Source organism: Vibrio neptunius (assembly GCA_019339365.1).
Classification (GTDB): domain Bacteria; phylum Pseudomonadota; class Gammaproteobacteria; order Enterobacterales; family Vibrionaceae; genus Vibrio; species Vibrio neptunius.
In genome coordinates this window covers 2,287,498-2,304,519 of sequence record CP079859.1, presented here as the reverse complement: position 1 = coordinate 2,304,519, position 17,022 = coordinate 2,287,498, and the positions used below count along the sequence as shown (strand labels likewise).

Annotated in this window: 12 protein-coding genes and 3 pseudogenes; 10 read left to right on the top strand and 5 right to left on the bottom strand. The window is 45.3% G+C overall.

Going from position 1 to position 17,022, the window contains the following annotated elements:
* Positions 1-19 precede the first annotated feature (19 nt).
* Positions 20-817: a hypothetical protein gene (locus tag KW548_10900; protein ID QXX05707.1), complete on the bottom strand. Its 798-nt coding sequence runs from the start codon at positions 815-817 to the stop codon at positions 20-22.
* Between the two features lie 280 nt (positions 818-1,097).
* Between KW548_10900 and KW548_10895 the strand changes: the two genes are divergently transcribed.
* The 8 genes and pseudogenes from KW548_10895 to KW548_10860 all read left to right on the top strand — a co-directional run bounded on the left by KW548_10895 (position 1,098) and on the right by KW548_10860 (position 11,805).
* Positions 1,098-1,802: a GntR family transcriptional regulator gene (locus KW548_10895; protein ID QXX05706.1), complete on the top strand. Its 705-nt coding sequence runs from the start codon at positions 1,098-1,100 to the stop codon at positions 1,800-1,802.
* 12 nt (positions 1,803-1,814) lie between these two features.
* On the top strand, positions 1,815-2,711 hold the full coding sequence (gene prpB, locus KW548_10890) for a methylisocitrate lyase (GenBank protein ID QXX05705.1): 897 nt from the start codon (positions 1,815-1,817) through the stop codon (positions 2,709-2,711).
* Between the two features lie 123 nt (positions 2,712-2,834).
* Positions 2,835-3,964, top strand: a pseudogene (prpC, locus tag KW548_10885) (2-methylcitrate synthase).
* Between the two features lie 80 nt (positions 3,965-4,044).
* Positions 4,045-6,636 (top strand): Fe/S-dependent 2-methylisocitrate dehydratase AcnD, encoded by a 2,592-nt coding sequence (acnD, locus tag KW548_10880; protein ID QXX05704.1) that lies wholly within the window; start codon positions 4,045-4,047, stop codon positions 6,634-6,636.
* A 9-nt stretch (positions 6,637-6,645) separates the two neighbouring features.
* Positions 6,646-7,836, top strand: a complete 1,191-nt coding sequence (gene prpF / locus KW548_10875; GenBank protein QXX05703.1) for a 2-methylaconitate cis-trans isomerase PrpF — start codon at positions 6,646-6,648, stop codon at positions 7,834-7,836.
* A 57-nt stretch (positions 7,837-7,893) separates the two neighbouring features.
* Complete coding sequence (locus tag KW548_10870; protein ID QXX05702.1) at positions 7,894-9,771, top strand: propionyl-CoA synthetase; 1,878 nt, start codon at positions 7,894-7,896, stop codon at positions 9,769-9,771.
* Positions 9,772-9,884: 113 nt separating this feature from the next.
* Positions 9,885-10,362 (top strand): annotated as a pseudogene (locus KW548_10865) (GNAT family N-acetyltransferase).
* 15 nt (positions 10,363-10,377) lie between these two features.
* Positions 10,378-11,805, top strand: a complete 1,428-nt coding sequence (locus KW548_10860; protein QXX05701.1) for an NUDIX domain-containing protein — start codon at positions 10,378-10,380, stop codon at positions 11,803-11,805.
* A gap of 29 nt (positions 11,806-11,834) precedes the next feature.
* On the opposite strand, the gene KW548_10855 is transcribed toward KW548_10860, so the two are convergent.
* The gene (locus tag KW548_10855) at positions 11,835-12,644 is read right to left on the bottom strand and encodes a Cof-type HAD-IIB family hydrolase (GenBank protein QXX05700.1); all 810 of its coding nucleotides are present in this window, start codon (positions 12,642-12,644) and stop codon (positions 11,835-11,837) included.
* 176 nt (positions 12,645-12,820) lie between these two features.
* Here KW548_10855 and queE point away from each other — a divergent pair, with 176 nt between their 5' ends.
* Both queE and queC read left to right on the top strand, forming a co-directional pair.
* Positions 12,821-13,471 (top strand): 7-carboxy-7-deazaguanine synthase QueE, encoded by a 651-nt coding sequence (queE, locus tag KW548_10850; protein QXX08040.1) that lies wholly within the window; start codon positions 12,821-12,823, stop codon positions 13,469-13,471.
* Between the two features lie 10 nt (positions 13,472-13,481).
* Positions 13,482-14,176, top strand: a pseudogene (queC, locus tag KW548_10845) (7-cyano-7-deazaguanine synthase QueC).
* 65 nt (positions 14,177-14,241) lie between these two features.
* Here queC and KW548_10840 read toward each other — a convergent pair.
* From KW548_10840 to KW548_10830, 3 genes are all read right to left on the bottom strand, one after another.
* Complete coding sequence (locus tag KW548_10840) at positions 14,242-14,595, bottom strand: DUF2750 domain-containing protein (GenBank protein ID QXX05699.1); 354 nt, start codon at positions 14,593-14,595, stop codon at positions 14,242-14,244.
* 105 nt (positions 14,596-14,700) lie between these two features.
* A complete protein-coding gene (locus KW548_10835; protein QXX05698.1) occupies positions 14,701-15,312 on the bottom strand; it encodes an OmpA family protein in 612 nt (203 codons plus the stop codon).
* A gap of 1 nt (position 15,313) precedes the next feature.
* On the bottom strand, positions 15,314-16,618 hold the full coding sequence (locus KW548_10830) for a TolC family outer membrane protein (GenBank protein QXX05697.1): 1,305 nt from the start codon (positions 16,616-16,618) through the stop codon (positions 15,314-15,316).
* Positions 16,619-17,022: the final 404 nt, after the last annotated feature.

Below are 17,022 nucleotides of genomic sequence, written 5' to 3'. Positions count from 1 at the left end.
CTCAGAATCCATCATTCTTTTAACGGCTATCGACAACGAGCAGTTTCGCGCTTCGATAGGAGAAATTCATACTCTCTACCTCATTTGGGCGGCTTACGATCAAATCCACAGATGGCAGTACCACAAAGAAGACTAAAGGCTCTGGGTGAAGGTACATCCAACGTAAGTTTGAGTCCGACTTTTTATACACCTTCATATTCACAGTCAGGACTAGGCTGTCTGGCGAGAGGGTGCTGTTGTTGAAACGCCCCAGTTCATGTACTGCTCCCCAAAGAGAATCGAGTGAGCGCTCGTGAGTACTTTTGAGAAACAGCTCGATCTGGAGCCTATCCTCATTGTCATACAGTGTTGTACTCAGTCTTTGAGTAAAGCGCAATCCATCCTCAAACGGTAGGTAATTCAAATTATTGTCGACAATCTTAGAAGATAGTGGACAAAGCTGAACTGAATCAACTGGCTGTTTGCTGGCATATAGCTCGCAAGTGAACTGTTTGATGATGGTCTCTAGACCTTGATGAAACTGTTCATTTTGAATGTCTTTTAGTGTTACCGCAGAACTATTTAATACTTCGGCAAACACTTTATCTGCAGTGCCGTTGACATTATCGTAGTTGGCAACGTTGACATATTGATTGGACTTAATGGCGGCTTTAAGAACATTGTTTGACTCGATAACCGTAATGTCTTCGTCAGAATAGACGGTATCTCTAAGTGGAGGGTAATAGGGTTCTCGCTTAGGTTCTGAGAACATTGAGCACGCTGTCAGGCTTAAGCCTATAGCAGCAGCGATTGATATCTTACCAATTAGAGTCTGCATTCTTATCATAGATATCCATGGTTACTTCTACAGTACCGATACTAATGACAAGTAAGAGTTAAGTCATTGTTCTTGTGTTGTTCTTGCCGATAGAGCTCACAAACAGCAATGAGAATCGCGTATTTTGTTTCCTTAAATGCAGATATCCATAACGGATTAGCTTATACCTTAGTCTAAATTGTCGACAATTCTCTTGATTGTCGACAATTTGATCGGCTATTTTATCGTTATAACCTAGTAACTGTTGACACATTGAGTTAGACAGATAAGCGAGCAAAGTATGAATGATGAACTCACGACTCGTATGAAAACTAAAACAACAGAGAAAGAAAACACCAAATCAGAAAGTCTGACTGAAATTCTGATTGAAGCCATTGTCGAAGGTGATTTGGAACCCGGAAGTAAGATCTCCGAGCCTGAGTTAGCGAAACGGTTTGAAGTGAGCCGAGGTCCACTGCGAGAAGCCATAATGCGACTTGAGGGGCTAGGGTTGATTGAGCGTATTCCCCATGTCGGGGCAAGAGTGATTACCTTCTCCCCCGAAAAGCTAGTTGAAATTTACGCTGTCAGGGAGGCTTTAGAGGGGATGGCGGCACGCTTGGCGGCACGTTATATCTCTCGAGAAGAGCTGCTGAGTTTGGAGTTATTGCTAGCCAAGCACTCAAAGCACATCGATGAAGTTGCAGGTGCTTCTTACTTTCATCAGGAAGGCGACTTTGACTTTCACTATCGCATTATTCAGGCGAGCCGTAATAGCAAACTTATCGCTCTCTTATGCGATGAGCTGTATCACCTGCTGCGTATGTATCGATACCAATCGCCGCGGGCTCAATCCAGACCCAAAGAAGCGCTGAACGAACATAAATTTATCCTTCAGGCGATTCGTAATCGTGATGAAGAGTTGGCCGAAATGTTGATGAGAAGACATATCTCAGGCAGCAGACGGTTGATAGAGCAACAAATTTTACTTGCTGAAAATGACTAGAAGGAAACTGTCATGAGTTTATCTCCAGGGGCGAAATTCAGATCCGCCGTAGAGCAAAATGATCCTTTGCAGATTGTCGGTACGATTAACCCATACTGCGCCATGATGGCAAAAAACATAGGTCACCAAGCGATTTATTTGTCAGGTGGCGGTATCGCCAATGCATCATACGGCCTCCCTGATTTAGGGATCACGACCCTTAATGACGTCTTGGTTGATGTTGACCGCATTACTAATGCGTGTGATCTGCCTTTACTGGTGGATATCGATACTGGCTTTGGTGGCGCATTTAATATCGGCCGTACGATCAAAGCAATGGAAAAAGCCGGTGCTGCCGCCATTCATATGGAAGATCAGGTGGCCCAAAAACGTTGTGGTCACAGACCAAACAAAGCCATTGTCAGTCAACAAGAAATGGTTGATCGAGTGAAAGCCGCAGTAGATGCGCGCAATGACGAAAGTTTCGTCATTATGGCTCGCACGGATGCGCTCGCAGTTGAAGGAATGGACAGCGCTATTGAACGAGCGATTGCCTGTGTCGAAGCTGGCGCGGACATGATTTTTCCAGAGGCAATGAATAAATTAGAGCAGTATTCACAGTTCTCTGAAGCGCTAAAGCAAGCGACTGGAAAACACGTGCCTATCTTGGCGAATATTACCGAATTTGGCCAAACACCATTGTACGGTGGTGAAGAGTTAGCCAAATCAAATGTGGATATGGTGTTGTATCCATTGAGTGCTTTTAGAGCGATGAATAAAGCCGCAGAAATGGTATACGCCCACCTGTTGAAAGAGGGAAATCAAGAAGCGCTGCTTGATTCGATGCAAACGCGTAAAGAGCTCTATGAGCACCTCAAGTACCACGATTACGAAGACAAATTAGATCAGTTGTTTTCAGAAGGAAAATAGTGAACAGAAACAAACGGAAGCCCAAGAAAAGTATCGGAAAACTTTTAATTCAATAACGTGAAACTTGTCCGAACAGAAAAATGCTCCATTCAGAGGGCTGAGCGGACAGAAAAGGAGTTCAATATGCCAACTAAAGAGATAGGTGGTGCAGGCCTACGAGGTCAAAGCGCCGGTAGCACTGCATTATGCACCGTCGGTAAAACAGGTACCGGTCTGACGTATCGAGGTTACGATATCACCGATCTAGCCAATAATGCGCAGTTTGAAGAAGTAGCTCATCTACTGTTGCGTGGTCACTTACCGACGCAGCAGGAGCTGGATGAATACAAAACGCGCCTGATTGGCTTACGCGGCTTACCTGCTGAGCTGAAGCAAGCTTTGGAACTGGTTCCAGCAAGCGCTCACCCAATGGATGTGATGCGAACAGGTTGCTCGGTTCTTGGCAACCTTGAACAGGAAATGGACTTTTCTGAGCAACATGATGCGACGGAACGAATGCTGGCGCTATTCCCTGCCATCATTTGTTACTGGTACCGATTCAGTCATGATGGCGTTCCGAATTGATACCGACGATCAGTCTCAAGATTGTATTGGTGGCTATTTTCTTAAAATGCTCACGGACAAAGATCCGGAGTGAACTGCATAAGCAGGTCATGCATTGCTCGCTGATTCTCTATGCGGAGCACGAGTTTAATGCCTCGACGTTTGCGGCACGTGTTTGTGCCTCGACGTTGTCGGATATCCATTCTTGTATTACGGCTGCAATTGGCACTCTGCGTGGTCCGCTGCATGGTGGGGCAAACGAAGCTGCGATGGAAATGATCGAAAACTGGCAGACGCCTGATGAGGCAGAAACCAACATCATGCAGATGCTAGCCAATAAAGATAAAATCATGGGCTTTGGTCATGCTATCTATCGTGAAAGTGACCCTCGAAATGCATTAATCAAACGTTGGTCGAAAGCGCTCTCAGATAAAGTGGGCGATACACACCTTTATGCAGTCTCTGAGCGAGTCGAATCGGTGATGAAACGTGAAAAGGGACTGTTCTGTAATGCAGATTTCTTCCACGCTTCGGCGTACCACTTTATGGACATTCCAACCAAGTTGTTTACACCTATCTTCGTCATGAGCCGATTGACTGGCTGGGCTGCACACGTTTATGAGCAGCGTGCCAACAACCGCATTATTCGCCCAAGTGCGGATTACACAGGTCCTGAACATCAGGATTGGGTTCCTATCGAAAAGAGGTAACACCCAGTTACCCATGAGTCTCCTTACCAGCGAGTAAGGAGGCTCGGATACCCGAATATTATCTGATTGGAAGCAATGATATGAGTAGTACAGTGAATTTAAAATATCGTAAGCCGCTTCCGGGATCTGATCTTGATTTTTTCGATGCCCGAGAAGCAGTCAATGATATTACGCCAGGAGCTTATGAGACTCTCCCTTACACATCGCGTGTTCTTGCCGAGCAATTAGTCCGAAGGTGTGAGCCGGAGTCTCTCACGGCCTCTCTTAAACAACTGATTGATCGCAAGCGTGATTTAGATTTTCCTTGGTATCCAGCACGCGTGGTGTGTCACGATATTTTGGGACAAACGGCTTTGGTTGATTTAGCTGGTTTACGTGATGCAATTGCCGATCAAGGAGGAGACCCTGCTAAAGTGAACCCTGTGGTGGAGACCCAACTGATCGTCGACCACTCTCTGGCGGTAGAGCACGCGGGTTTTGAATCCGATGCGTTCGAGAAAAACCGTGCGATCGAAGAGCGTCGCAACGAAGACCGTTTTCACTTTATCGAGTGGTGTAAAACGGCCTTCGAAAACGTCAGCGTTATTCCTGCAGGTAACGGCATTATGCACCAGATTAATCTGGAAAAAATGTCACCTGTAGTGCAAGCCAAACAAGGTATTGCTTATCCGGACACCTGTGTCGGAACTGACAGTCATACCCCGCATGTGGACGCGTTAGGTGTTATTGCTATTGGTGTGGGTGGGCTTGAAGCGGAAACAGTAATGTTAGGTCGACCATCAATGATGCGCCTACCAGATATTGTGGGTGTTAAGCTCACGGGTAAACGCCAACCTGGTATTACGGCAACGGATATCGTTCTGGCAATCACTGAGTTCTTACGCAATGAGCGTGTTGTCTCATCGTACCTTGAGTTCTTCGGCGAGGGTGCCAGTGACCTGACAATTGGTGATCGAGCAACCATCTCAAACATGACGCCTGAATACGGTGCAACAGCAGGCATGTTCTATATTGATGAACAAACGCTCACCTACCTAAAATTGACGGGGCGAGATGACCAACAAGTTGAACTGGTTGAGAACTACGCCAAACAAACGGGCCTTTGGGCTGATGACTTAGATTCAGCGCAATACGAACGAGTGCTTGAGTTTGATTTGTCTGCAGTAACACGCAATATGGCCGGCCCTTCGAATCCACATCGCCGTTTGCCGACGTCAGAGCTAGCTTCACAAGGTATTGCAGGCCAGTGGCAAGAGAGTGAAGGTCAATTGCCCGATGGTGCGGTAATTATTGCAGCGATCACCTCCTGTACTAACACCAGTAACCCAAGAAACGTTGTCGCCGCAGGTTTAGTTGCCAAGAAAGCCAACCAATTGGGCCTTGTACGTAAGCCATGGGTGAAGTCGTCTTTCGCTCCCGGTTCAAAAGTCGCGAAGTTGTATCTTGAAGAAGCAGGTTTGCTTGAAGAGATGGAAAAACTCGGCTTTGGTATCGTCGCGTATGCGTGCACGACATGTAACGGGATGAGTGGTGCGTTAGACCCTGAGATTCAGCAAGAAATCATTGACCGAGATTTGTATTCGACGGCGGTACTTTCTGGTAACCGCAACTTCGACGGGCGTATCCATCCTTATGCGAAACAAGCATTTTTGGCGTCACCGCCGTTGGTTGTTGCTTATGCGTTGGCAGGAACGATTCGCTTCGATATCGAGCGAGATGCGTTGGGTACAGACTTTGAGGGCAAGCCTATTTACCTTAATGACCTTTGGCCAACTGACGAAGAAATTGACGCGGTAGTGGGTAAGTACGTTAGACCTGAGCAGTTTAATCAAGTTTATATTCAAATGTTTAAGCTTGATGACGAACAAAACAACAGTGATCCTTTGTATGACTGGCGCCCGCAAAGTACATACATTCGCAGACCACCTTATTGGGAAGGCGCATTGGCGGGCGAAAGAACACTGTCTTCAATGAGACCGCTAGCCATACTGGGTGACAACATTACCACCGATCATTTGTCTCCCTCTAACGCCATTCTTGCGTCCAGCGCTGCAGGTGAGTATCTAGCGAAAATGGGAGTTCCTGAAGAAGACTTCAACTCCTACGCGACTCACCGTGGAGACCACCTTACCGCGCAGCGTGCGACCTTTGCAAATCCTAAGTTATTTAACGAAATGGTTAGAGACGAAGGCGAGGTTGTTCAAGGTTCTCTGGCTCGTATTGAGCCTGAAGGAAAGGTCACGCGTATGTGGGAAGCGATCGAAACCTATATGAACCGAAAACAACCCCTAATTGTTGTTGCAGGAGCCGATTATGGTCAGGGCTCATCTCGTGACTGGGCGGCAAAAGGCGTTCGCTTGGCAGGCGTTGAAGCTATCGTTGCCGAAGGTTTTGAGCGTATCCACCGAACCAATCTTGTCGGGATGGGCGTACTTCCTTTGCAATTTAAAGAAGGTGTCAACCGTCAGTCATTAATGCTTGATGGTACCGAGCTTTATGATGTGATTGGTGAGATTAAGCCGGGGACTGATCTTGCTTTAGTTGTCACACGCCAAAACGGTGAAAAGCTGGACGTGCCGGTCACGTGCCGACTCGATACCGCCGACGAAGTATTGGTTTACAACGCAGGCGGTGTATTACAACGTTTCGCCCAAGACTTTCTGACTCAGTAAGGAGTGATTATGAATGACATTAGACCGAGTCAGATAAAAGTCGCCGCGACCTATATGCGAGGCGGTACGAGTAAGGGTGTGTTCTTTAATCTTTCTGATTTACCCGAAGAGGCACAAAAACCGGGAAAGGCTCGAGATGCGTTGTTGCTAAGAGTCATTGGTAGCCCAGATCCCTATTCCAAACAAATCGATGGTATGGGAGGGGCAACTTCGAGTACAAGCAAAACCGTCATTGTTTCGCTGAGTAGTCAGCCTGATCACGATGTGGATTACCTATTTGGGCAAGTCTCCATTGATAAGCCTTTTGTTGACTGGAGTGGAAATTGTGGAAACCTATCGGCTGCGGTTGGCCCGTTTGCAATTCATGCTGGGTTAATTCCTGCAGAGCGTATACCGGAAAACGGTGTGGTTGCTGTGAGAGTGTGGCAGGCCAATATCGGAAAAACGATTGTCATCCACGTGCCTATCCGCAATGGACTTGTTCAGGAAACTGGAGACTTTGAGCTAGACGGAGTGACTTTTCCTGCGGCTGAAATTCAAGTCGACTTCATGCAACCTGCTGCGGGCGACGGAAGTATGTTCCCAACGGGCAATTTAGTCGATGATCTCGAGGTGCCTGAGGTTGGAATGTTTAACGCAACCCTAATTAATGCGGGTATTCCAACGATTTTTATTGATGCGGATGCCCTTGGTTACTCTGGTACTGAACTTCAACAAGATATCAATAGTGATGAGGTGGCATTAGCACGATTTGAAAAAATACGAGCTTACGGCGCACTAAAAATGGGGCTTATCGATAAGGTCGAAGAAGCTGAATCTCGCCAACACACCCCTAAGGTGGCTTTTATTAGCAAAGCGAAGAGTTATCAAGCCTCAAGCGGAAAACAGATTGATGAAAATGACGTAGATCTGCTGGTGAGAGCTTTGTCTATGGGCCAGTTACATCATGCAATGATGGGTACAGCTGCAGTCGCTATTGCTTCAGCTTCATGTGTGTCAGGGACACTGGTCAACTTGGCTGCTGGAGGCGGGGAGAAGCATTCAGTGACCTTCGGGCATCCGTCAGGAACGCTAAAAGTAGGCGCGCGGGCTGCTCATTCAAACCAAGGCTGGGTGGTAGAAAAAGCCGCAATGAGCCGAAGCGCTCGTATTTTGATGGAGGGCTTTGTGCGTGTTCCCTCCAATGTCTTTGAAGAATAAAACTCGTCGGTAACAAACCCGATGTAAGTAATGTCAGGACATACTGGAGGAAGCATTATGTCTGCATATCAGAAAGAATACCTTTGGGCACAGGAAAACCCACAGCAGTTTTGGAAAGCGCAAGCTGAGCAATTGGACTGGTTTGAGCAACCTAAGACCATTTTGCAAATGGATGAGAACAGTATTGAGCGTTGGTTCCCTGATGGTGTGCTAAACACATGTTGGCTTGCACTCGATTACCATTGTGAACAAGGAAGAGGGGAGACAACAGCTCTGATCTATGACTCTCCTGTCACCGGTAACAAGCAAAAGTACACATACCAAGAGCTTAGGGACCAGGTCGCTAAGATCGCTGGGATGCTAGCAGAACAAGGGGTTGAAAAAGGTGATCGGGTTGTTATTTACATGCCAATGATTCCAGAAGCTGCAATGGCGATGTTGGCATGTGCACGATTAGGGGCTATTCACTCTGTTGTATTCGGAGGCTTTGCTCCCAATGAGCTTGCAGTACGAATAGAAGACGCTGAGCCAAAAGTTATTATGACAGCGTCTTGTGGTATCGAGATTAATAAAGTGATTCCCTATAAACCTATGGTTGATAAAGCCGTAATGGATAGCCGTTGGAAACCAGAAAAGGTTTTGGTTTTACAACGCTCACAATGTAAAGCAGATTTAAATCAGGCGCGAGACGTAGATTGGATAAAGGCTTGCAACAACGCTTTACCTCATGCGTGCGTACCAGTTCTGGCTACTGACCCTCTCTACATTCTTTACACCTCAGGAACAACCGGAAAACCGAAAGGAGTCGTGCGTGACAACGGAGGCCACGCTGTCGCGATGAAGTACTCAATGAGTGCGATTTATAATGTTCCACAAAATGGTGTTTACTGGGCAGCTTCTGATGTGGGCTGGGTCGTAGGCCACTCTTACATTGTCTATGCGCCGCTGATTCATGGCTGTACAACAGTACTATTTGAAGGCAAGCCAGTACGGACTCCGGATCCGGGCGCATTCTGGCGAGTGTGTGAAGAGTATAAAGTTGATGTGCTTTTCTCTGCGCCAACGGCTTTTCGCGCAATAAAGAAAGAAGACCCCGATGGGAAGCTTATCAAGCAATTCGACCTTTCTAGTTTAAAAGCGCTCTTTATGGCGGGCGAGCGCTTGGATCCGCCAACGCTAGAGTGGGTCGAAACTAAAACACAAAAACCTGTGATTGATCATTGGTGGCAAACGGAGACTGGTTGGCCTATTGCAGGCAATCCGACAGGTCTTGAGCTATTGCCAGTGAAAGCCGGTTCGGCGACGAAACCCATTCCCGGTTATCAGGTAGAGATTCTTGATGAGTTGGGAGAGTCGGTTGCACCGAACAAGCAAGGCTTTGTTGCTCTGAAACGACCGCTGCCACCAGGTTGTTTACCTACAGTCTGGCGTAACCATGACCGCTTCGAATCGGGGTATTTAAGTCAGTTTTCTGGGTATTATGTGTCTGGTGATGGTGGTTATCTTGATGATGAAGGTTACCTATTTATCATGGGGCGTATCGATGATGTGATCAATGTCGCAGGTCATCGACTATCGACCGGCGAAATGGAAGAAATTGTTGGCGGTCACCCTGCTATCGCGGAATGTGCGGTTGTTGGTGTGCATGATGACTTAAAAGGGCAGCTACCATTAGGGTTTGTGGTGCTAAAGGACGGTGTCAAAGTCGATGACTTGCAGCTTGAAGGTGAACTTGTGGGTAAGGTACGAGATGAAATCGGTGCCGTCGCTTGCTTTAAACACGCACTGGTTGTTGAACGTTTACCAAAAACTCGTTCCGGTAAAATCCTACGTAAGACGATTCGACAAATCGCCGACGGCGAAAACTATACCATTCCTTCCACCATTGATGACCCCTCAAGCTTAGAAGAAATTCAGAAAGCGCTCGACTCATAGTTGAGATGGCGTTCCATAATTATTAAATCGCCCCTTTTGAAAGGGGCTTTTTAGTTGATAAATTTTTATGTTCGACTCACACTGTCGCTTTATTTGTGGCGCGAAAATAAAGTATGCAAGAAGTGAAAATTAGAGCAGCCCAACCACATGATTTGGAACAGCTCAATGATCTGATGTTCAGACTACACGATGAGCACCATAACCAATGTTCAGAGCACTTTAAACCTGCTGAGGAAATTGAGCAGGAAAAAAAGTATTGGTCGATATTTAGATGACCCTGAATGTATCGTACTCGTCGCTCATTATAAACAACGGATTGTCGGGTTCATATCAGGTCATTTTTGTGAGCTGACTTCTAGTGTGAGTAGACCTGTGCAAATGGGAAGTATCGATGAACTTTATGTATTGCCTGAGTGTCGTAAGTCAGGTATCGCAAAACAATTATGTGAGTTGATCGAGCAACGCTTTGACGACTGCGGCGTTAAGCAGATATTTGTTGAAGTGTGGCATTTTAACAGCATTGCCTTAGATTTTTATAAAGAATTCGGTTTCGAACATCATATCCATTGGCTCCGTAAGTCAGTGGATTAAATCAAGAAGTAATAAATGGCCATTTTTAAGCAGTTGGAACGAGTGTTTTTGTTTTTTTCACTCTCATTTTTTTCGTCTCTACTATTCGCAGAACAAAAACAACCTGAAATCGAAGGAGCAGCTTGTGTCATTCGTGCGGACGACAAATTAGTGCTCGTTAATGAAATCTTGACGGGTAAGTCATGGCTACCAGCAGGCAATGTCAAACAAGGTGAAAAGCCAGATTTGGCCGCGCAAAGAGAAACTTGGGAAGAAACTGGGCTGGTTGTTTCAATCAATAAAGTGTTAGGCCAGAGAAACAACACTATCTATTACGATTGTATTTCGGATTCGGAGATCCTTGCTTTCCATATTGATGACTCATTTGACGCACACCAGTTACCAATATGGTTTGCACCGCATTATGGCGTTGAAATTGCGTCAGCAATGTTAATCCCGCCTGAGATGATCAATGCGCACGAATATCGATTCCCAGAACAACTTAAACGGATTGCAGGATACTTTGAACAAGCAACCCCTCAATCTGTTCGATATGTCGATAACTTGGTCGAATCTGCACCGACATTACATCAAATGGAATTGGCTTGGTTAAATGAGTTCCGTTTGTTATTAGATAAGTTACCAATCCGTGCTGAAGCTATTGTTGAAGAGCTATTTAAGTTAAGCCTTCAACTCAATCATCCGCTCATGTTGCTGGTTCTCTTTCCTTATCTTTATTGGCGATTTGGGCGAGATTTTAGCTATAAAGTGTTTTTCGCTGTAACCATTACTTCACTGGTTGTTTTACTAGCGAAACAAGGGTTTCAGCTTCCACCGCCACAAGTTTATCTTGCGAGCAGTGCTTTGCCACAATTCTCAGGTTATAGTTTGCCGAGCTTACCATTTGCTGTTTGGATGTGTGTTATTACCCTGCTAATCAATAAAATGAGGGAAAACAGGCCAGATTATCTAGTAGGTGTGGGTGTGAGCTTGATTACTTGGCTGGCTATTTCCAGTTTTTACACGGGTACGCACTTTATTGTCGACATGGTGAGTGGGTTGCTGATTGGCGGTTTGTGTGCATGGCATCTGATTCGGTTAGATAATAAACCTGATGTAGAGGTGATGCCTTTGATACAATCCAAAGCAACGTGGTTGGGGTTGATTGCTGCTGGGCTAGTCATGGTCTTCGTATGGCCGATTCCCGTATTTGGTGTTTGGTTAGGTATTATGATTACGGCATTAGGAGTGATTTACACAACCGACGAACGTGAAAAGAAAATTACATCAGAGCTTCTTGTTCCAATCACCCTATCCATGGTCGCGGTATTTTGGTTGTTCGAATATAGTGAAATATTGGTTTCTAGAAGCAGTGTTTTGTCATTTGGTTTGGATGTAGTTCGTTATCCAGTACTCATGGCTCTGTTTGTGGTCAGCGTTAGGAAATTCGCAAAAGCTGCCTAATGGCAGCTTTTAGCATTAACGTTTCAATATCACTGATTGAGTATGTATTTTTCGATGACTAATGCGACACCGTCATCATCATTGCTGGTGGTAATATGATCAGCGATGGCTTTAGTTTGTTCCATCGCATTTTCCATTGCGACTCCGAGCCCCGCATAGCGAATCATGTGATGATCATTCTCCGCGTCTCCCATGCAAATAACTTGGCCAGCATGAATACCGAGGTAGTCTGCAATCGCTTTAACACCGACGCCTTTATTACTCTCAAGGTTGAGAAACTCTAGGAAGAACGGGGCACTTTGCACAATGGTGAATTCCTGATGGAGTAAATCTGGAATGGCTTTCGCAGCTTGCGTCAGTTTTGATGGTTCACCGACGATCATGGCTTTGATGATAGGGTGGTCATCCTCTAATAATTCGAACGCCATTTGCGTAATCGGTACTTGGTTAATGTCAGATTCCAAGGTAGTAAACTCGTTATTTTCAGGTGTAATTAAGCCGTGCTTAGTACTGAATGCATGACAGTACAATCCTAGCTCTTTAGCAAGCTTCGCCACTTGCTTCGCACGCCGACCATCGATGAAGGCTTGATGAATGACTTTTCCAGAGCCAATTTCTTTAACAGTACTTCCATTGTAAAAAACAACAAACTCATCGTTTCCTTCAATGCCGAGTTCTGTCAGTTTCTCTTGCATGCCTGCGAGTGGACGGCCTGAAGCAAGAACGACTTTTATTCCCTGAGCGCGCGCTTTTTCTATGGCGGTTTTTGTTCTTTCTGAAATGGATTTGTCGCTAGTTAGCAAGGTGCCATCCAAATCCAAAGCAATTAGCTTGTACATATACTTACCTAAAACTTTTTAAAGTTATCACTAAAGAAAGAAGCAGATTAAATGAGTGAATCGCAATGATCAATTTCTGATTTAGTTGACCTTCGAAGTGCAGTCATTTATGGTCTCGTTCCTGCAAAATATTGAAGATGAGTTAGGCTGAGACAAAGTTGTACAAAATAAACGAAATGTTCGAAACCATTCAGGGTGAAGGCGTATTTACCGGCGTTCCTTCAGTGTTTGTTCGCCTACAGATATGTCCGGTAGGATGTGCTTGGTGTGATACTAAACAAACCTGGGATGCGACACCTCAAGACGAACGCCCGTTAGCGGAAGTGCTCGCGAAAACGGAAGACTCACCAACATGGTGTAGTGTGTCTGGAGATGACATTATCGAGCAGTATCGTCAACAAGGCTATCAGGCTAAGCATATTGTGATTACTGGCGGTGAACCATGCATTTACGATTTACGTCCGCTCACAGAAGCATTTGAAGCGATTGGATGTTCTTGTCAAATTGAAACCAGTGGTACATCACCAGTTCTTGCGAGTGAAAATACTTGGGTGACAGTGTCACCAAAAGTGGCAATGAAAGGTAAACTGCCAGTTCTGGACTGTGCTTTACTCCGAGCCAATGAGATTAAACACCCAGTGGCGACCGATAAAGACATTGAACAACTCGATGCTTTGATTGAGCGAGCGGGCGTGCCTGAAAGTACGACCATTGCCCTACAGCCGATCAGCCAGAAACCACGCGCCACTCAGCTATGTATTGATACTTGTATTGCGCGTAACTGGAGACTCTCTATCCAAACACACAAGTATCTAAGTATTGCGTAAGGGAAACGAAATGAAAAAAGCAGTTGTAGTATTTAGTGGTGGTCAAGATTCCACTACATGTCTCGTGCAGGCACTTAAGAATTTTGATGAAGTCCACACGATCACTTTCGATTATGGTCAGCGCCATAAGCTAGAAATTGAAGTGGCTCAAGCCCTTGCAAAAGAGCTCGGTGTTAAAGCGCATAAAGTGATGGATGTGGGCTTGCTGAACGAGCTTGCTATTAGTTCATTGACTCGTGATGACATTCCGGTCTCACATGAGCTGCAGGAAAATGGCTTACCTAACTCTTTCGTCCCTGGCCGAAATATTCTTTTTCTGACCTTAGCGGGCATTTACGCCTATCAAATTGGTGCTCAGACTGTGATTACTGGCGTGTGTGAGACGGACTTCTCAGGTTACCCTGATTGCCGCAATGACTTCGTTAAAGCGATGAACAGTGCGTTGGTTCAAGGTATGGATCGTAATCTAGATATTGTTACGCCGCTGATGTGGCTAAATAAGGCGGAAACTTGGGCTCTGGCTGACCAATACGATGCACTGCAGTTGGTGAGAGAAAAACACTGACGTGTTACAACGGCATCATAGGTGATGGCTGTGGAGATTGCCCCGCGTGTGATTTAAGAAAAGCGGGTTTAAATGATTATATCGACAACCGAGACGCTGTTATGGCCTCGTTAGTCAGTAAGCAAAGTAGTGAAGTGTAGAACCTTTCTAAGATAGCTAGTACAAAAACGCCCTCAAATGAGGGCGTTGTTCTAATCAGGAGTGATTAATCCAGATACATTTTCGCAAGCTCAGATGGCTCAAGCTCTTTGCCTTCTAGCTGTGCATTCCAGTTTGTTCCAACTAGAACGCCATCTTCCGCTAGGGTTAGTAGCCAGTCTTCAACGAAGATATCTAGTGGAATTTCCAAAACCTCAAAATCTGACCACTCTTCCACGTTATGTGCTTGAGCGTCTTCCTTAGAAGACCAGAATGGCATGACTTCGCTGTTTTCAAATTCCGTAGAGTCGCAAGACAGCCAACCTTCTTCATTGCGAAGGCCCCAAACCAAGCTATTTGCTTTGGTTTCAGATACGAATAGCTCTAGGTTAGCTTGAATATCAGCAGTTAATTTGCTCATAGGATTTATCTCATAAGTAGAATCGCGCATAGGTTACCACTGTTGCTATGAAAGCTGAATAAAAATGGGCACATTGAATGCCCATTTAAATCAATAGGAGACCTGTTACTTCGCTTTTTTAGTAAAGATTGTCCACTCTTTCTTTACACTGCCTTGATGGCCGACGACGGTTGCCACGACTTTGCGGTTTTTCGCATGTGTGATTTCGTCATCTCCTATGTCAGAAAGATTAGTATCACCGAAGCCGACAATTCTTATCCTAGTATGGCTGACTCCATTATTGACTAGAGCTCTTTCAACTTCTTCCGCGCGACGTTGTGACAATGCCATGTTATGGTTGTGGCTACCTACTTTACTAGCATAGCCTTGCAGCTCGATCGACGTAGATGGGTAAATTTTTAGAAAATCGGCCATCTCGCGAATTTGAGTTAGGAATGCAGGTTGGATATTACTGGAGTCATTCTCGAACAAAATATGAAGGTTCATTTCTTCTTCTGATTTAACATATGTCCCACATCCATCGTTATCGATATCGGCGCCCAATGGAGTATCAGGGCACAAATCTCGTGCGTTGATAACACCGTCTTTGTCATCATCGAGTAAGTCAGCTACCTGATGTGGTACGGGAGTTTTTCGGTAGTCATAGATGTCATCAGCATGGGTTGCAGCAGACAATAGACAAGCAGCAGCGGTAAGGGTGAAAAGTGATTTTTTCATATTAATACTCAACCGCCTTATTCCAATTCTCAGGGGTGTCGACACGCAATGCTGCTAGCAAACCGCCGGTAGCATTCATGACTCGATACTTTGCATACTGCTCTGCGTACTTAGCATCTAGGTAATCTTTCCTTGCCTCGAAAAGCTCGTTCTCTGTGTTTAAAAGATCAAGCAAAGTTCGTTTGCCAAGTTTGTATTGCTTTTCATAGGCGACAACGGTTTCAGATGCTGAATCAACCTGATCGGCAAGAAACTCTTTTTGTTGCAACGTGAGATCCAGTGCACTCCATGATAGACGTAGTCCCTCTTCAAGGCTGCGGAATGTACGATCACGAAAATCTTTCGCTTTGTTGAGTTGGTAAGCTGCACTCTCAGTTCGATCAGAATCGGAACCACCGTTGTACAAGTTGTAACGCATCCGAAGCATGGCGGAAGACTCGTTGCTATTACCGCGTATTCCCCCAGCATCATCACGCCAAATTTGGTTAGCTTCGATGGACAAGGTTGGGTAGTTTACCCCCTTAGTCTGGTCATACTGAAAACGTGCTGAGTCGACGTCAGATTGAGCGACTTTAATCACCGGGTGATTTTTAAAAGCAAAGTCCAGAGCTTCATCGATAGAAAACGGAATCGCATATTCATCGGCTCTTGGAAAAATCAAAGCTTGAGGTGATTGACCAACAATACGCGTGAATTGGGTATGAATGTCATAAAGGTTGTTTTGAGCAGCGAGTAGGTTACTGTGAGCTTTCGCAAGACGTGCTTCAACTTGAGAGAGATCCGCAGTCGAACCAATACCCGAGTCGACGCGTTTCTTTATATCGCTATAAATTTCTTTATGTACAGCCAGATTACTCTCAGAAAGGGCCAGCACCTCATAGGCTTTGGTTGCGTTGAGATATATGTCGGTAACTTCGAGTGCAATATCTTGTGAGTCTGCGAGCAACTGAAGTCTGACAGATTCAGCGTCGGCTGCTGTTCTATCCATATCATTGAGCGTTGCTGAACCATCCCAGATTAACTGGGTTAGACTCAGCGTAGCTTCTTTTCTGGTCAGTTCATCTTCTGTCCCAGAAGCTAAATCGACCTTTTCATAACCAATACCAGCATCTAAGTCGATGGAAGGCAGGTACGCACCTGATGATGCTTTCGCATCATAAAGCTTACTCATATATTCGTTGTACGAAGCTTTAATGTCAGGGTTGTTTGTTATTGTATAAGCTACTGCTTGTTCTAGTGTTTGACTCTGCGCTGGAAAAGAGAGCATCGTAACAACACTCAACAACTTAATCCTATTCCAATTCACGATGGGGCTCCTTGGGTACCTCTGAACGAGAGATATTACTTAAAGTTAAGGTCTCATTTTTGAGAATTATCAATCTGCGACGTCAATAAAATAACACTGTCCGCTTATGAAGACTAACCTCTATTTAGAAACTGGGGGAATTGATCGTTAGCAAAACGCGGCTTAGAGAGTTTGAATGCCTGCGTCAAAATGCAACATAAAACTGCATTTAGAGGTTAACAGGACATGATGTTGATTCAAAAAATGGTTCCGAAATAGCAATCAATTTAGCTGATGTCGTTAACACAATAAGCAAAAATGGTTTGTTTTGAAAATCGTCGATGTTAATTTGTCCATAGTGTCAACGTGTGTCGTTACGTTACCGGCTATCACTTTGACAAGGGAGACGCTGTAAAGGATTAGGG

Coding starts and splice junctions, on each gene's coding strand:
- KW548_10900 (QXX05707.1), bottom strand. CDS start 817: ATGCAGACTCTAATTGGTAAGATATCAATCGCTGCTGCTATAGGCTTA.
- KW548_10895 (QXX05706.1), top strand. CDS start 1,098: ATGAATGATGAACTCACGACTCGTATGAAAACTAAAACAACAGAGAAA.
- prpB (QXX05705.1), top strand. CDS start 1,815: ATGAGTTTATCTCCAGGGGCGAAATTCAGATCCGCCGTAGAGCAAAAT.
- acnD (QXX05704.1), top strand. CDS start 4,045: ATGAGTAGTACAGTGAATTTAAAATATCGTAAGCCGCTTCCGGGATCT.
- prpF (QXX05703.1), top strand. CDS start 6,646: ATGAATGACATTAGACCGAGTCAGATAAAAGTCGCCGCGACCTATATG.
- KW548_10870 (QXX05702.1), top strand. CDS start 7,894: ATGTCTGCATATCAGAAAGAATACCTTTGGGCACAGGAAAACCCACAG.
- KW548_10860 (QXX05701.1), top strand. CDS start 10,378: ATGGCCATTTTTAAGCAGTTGGAACGAGTGTTTTTGTTTTTTTCACTC.
- KW548_10855 (QXX05700.1), bottom strand. CDS start 12,644: ATGTACAAGCTAATTGCTTTGGATTTGGATGGCACCTTGCTAACTAGC.
- queE (QXX08040.1), top strand. CDS start 12,821: ATGTTCGAAACCATTCAGGGTGAAGGCGTATTTACCGGCGTTCCTTCA.
- KW548_10840 (QXX05699.1), bottom strand. CDS start 14,595: ATGAGCAAATTAACTGCTGATATTCAAGCTAACCTAGAGCTATTCGTA.
- KW548_10835 (QXX05698.1), bottom strand. CDS start 15,312: ATGAAAAAATCACTTTTCACCCTTACCGCTGCTGCTTGTCTATTGTCT.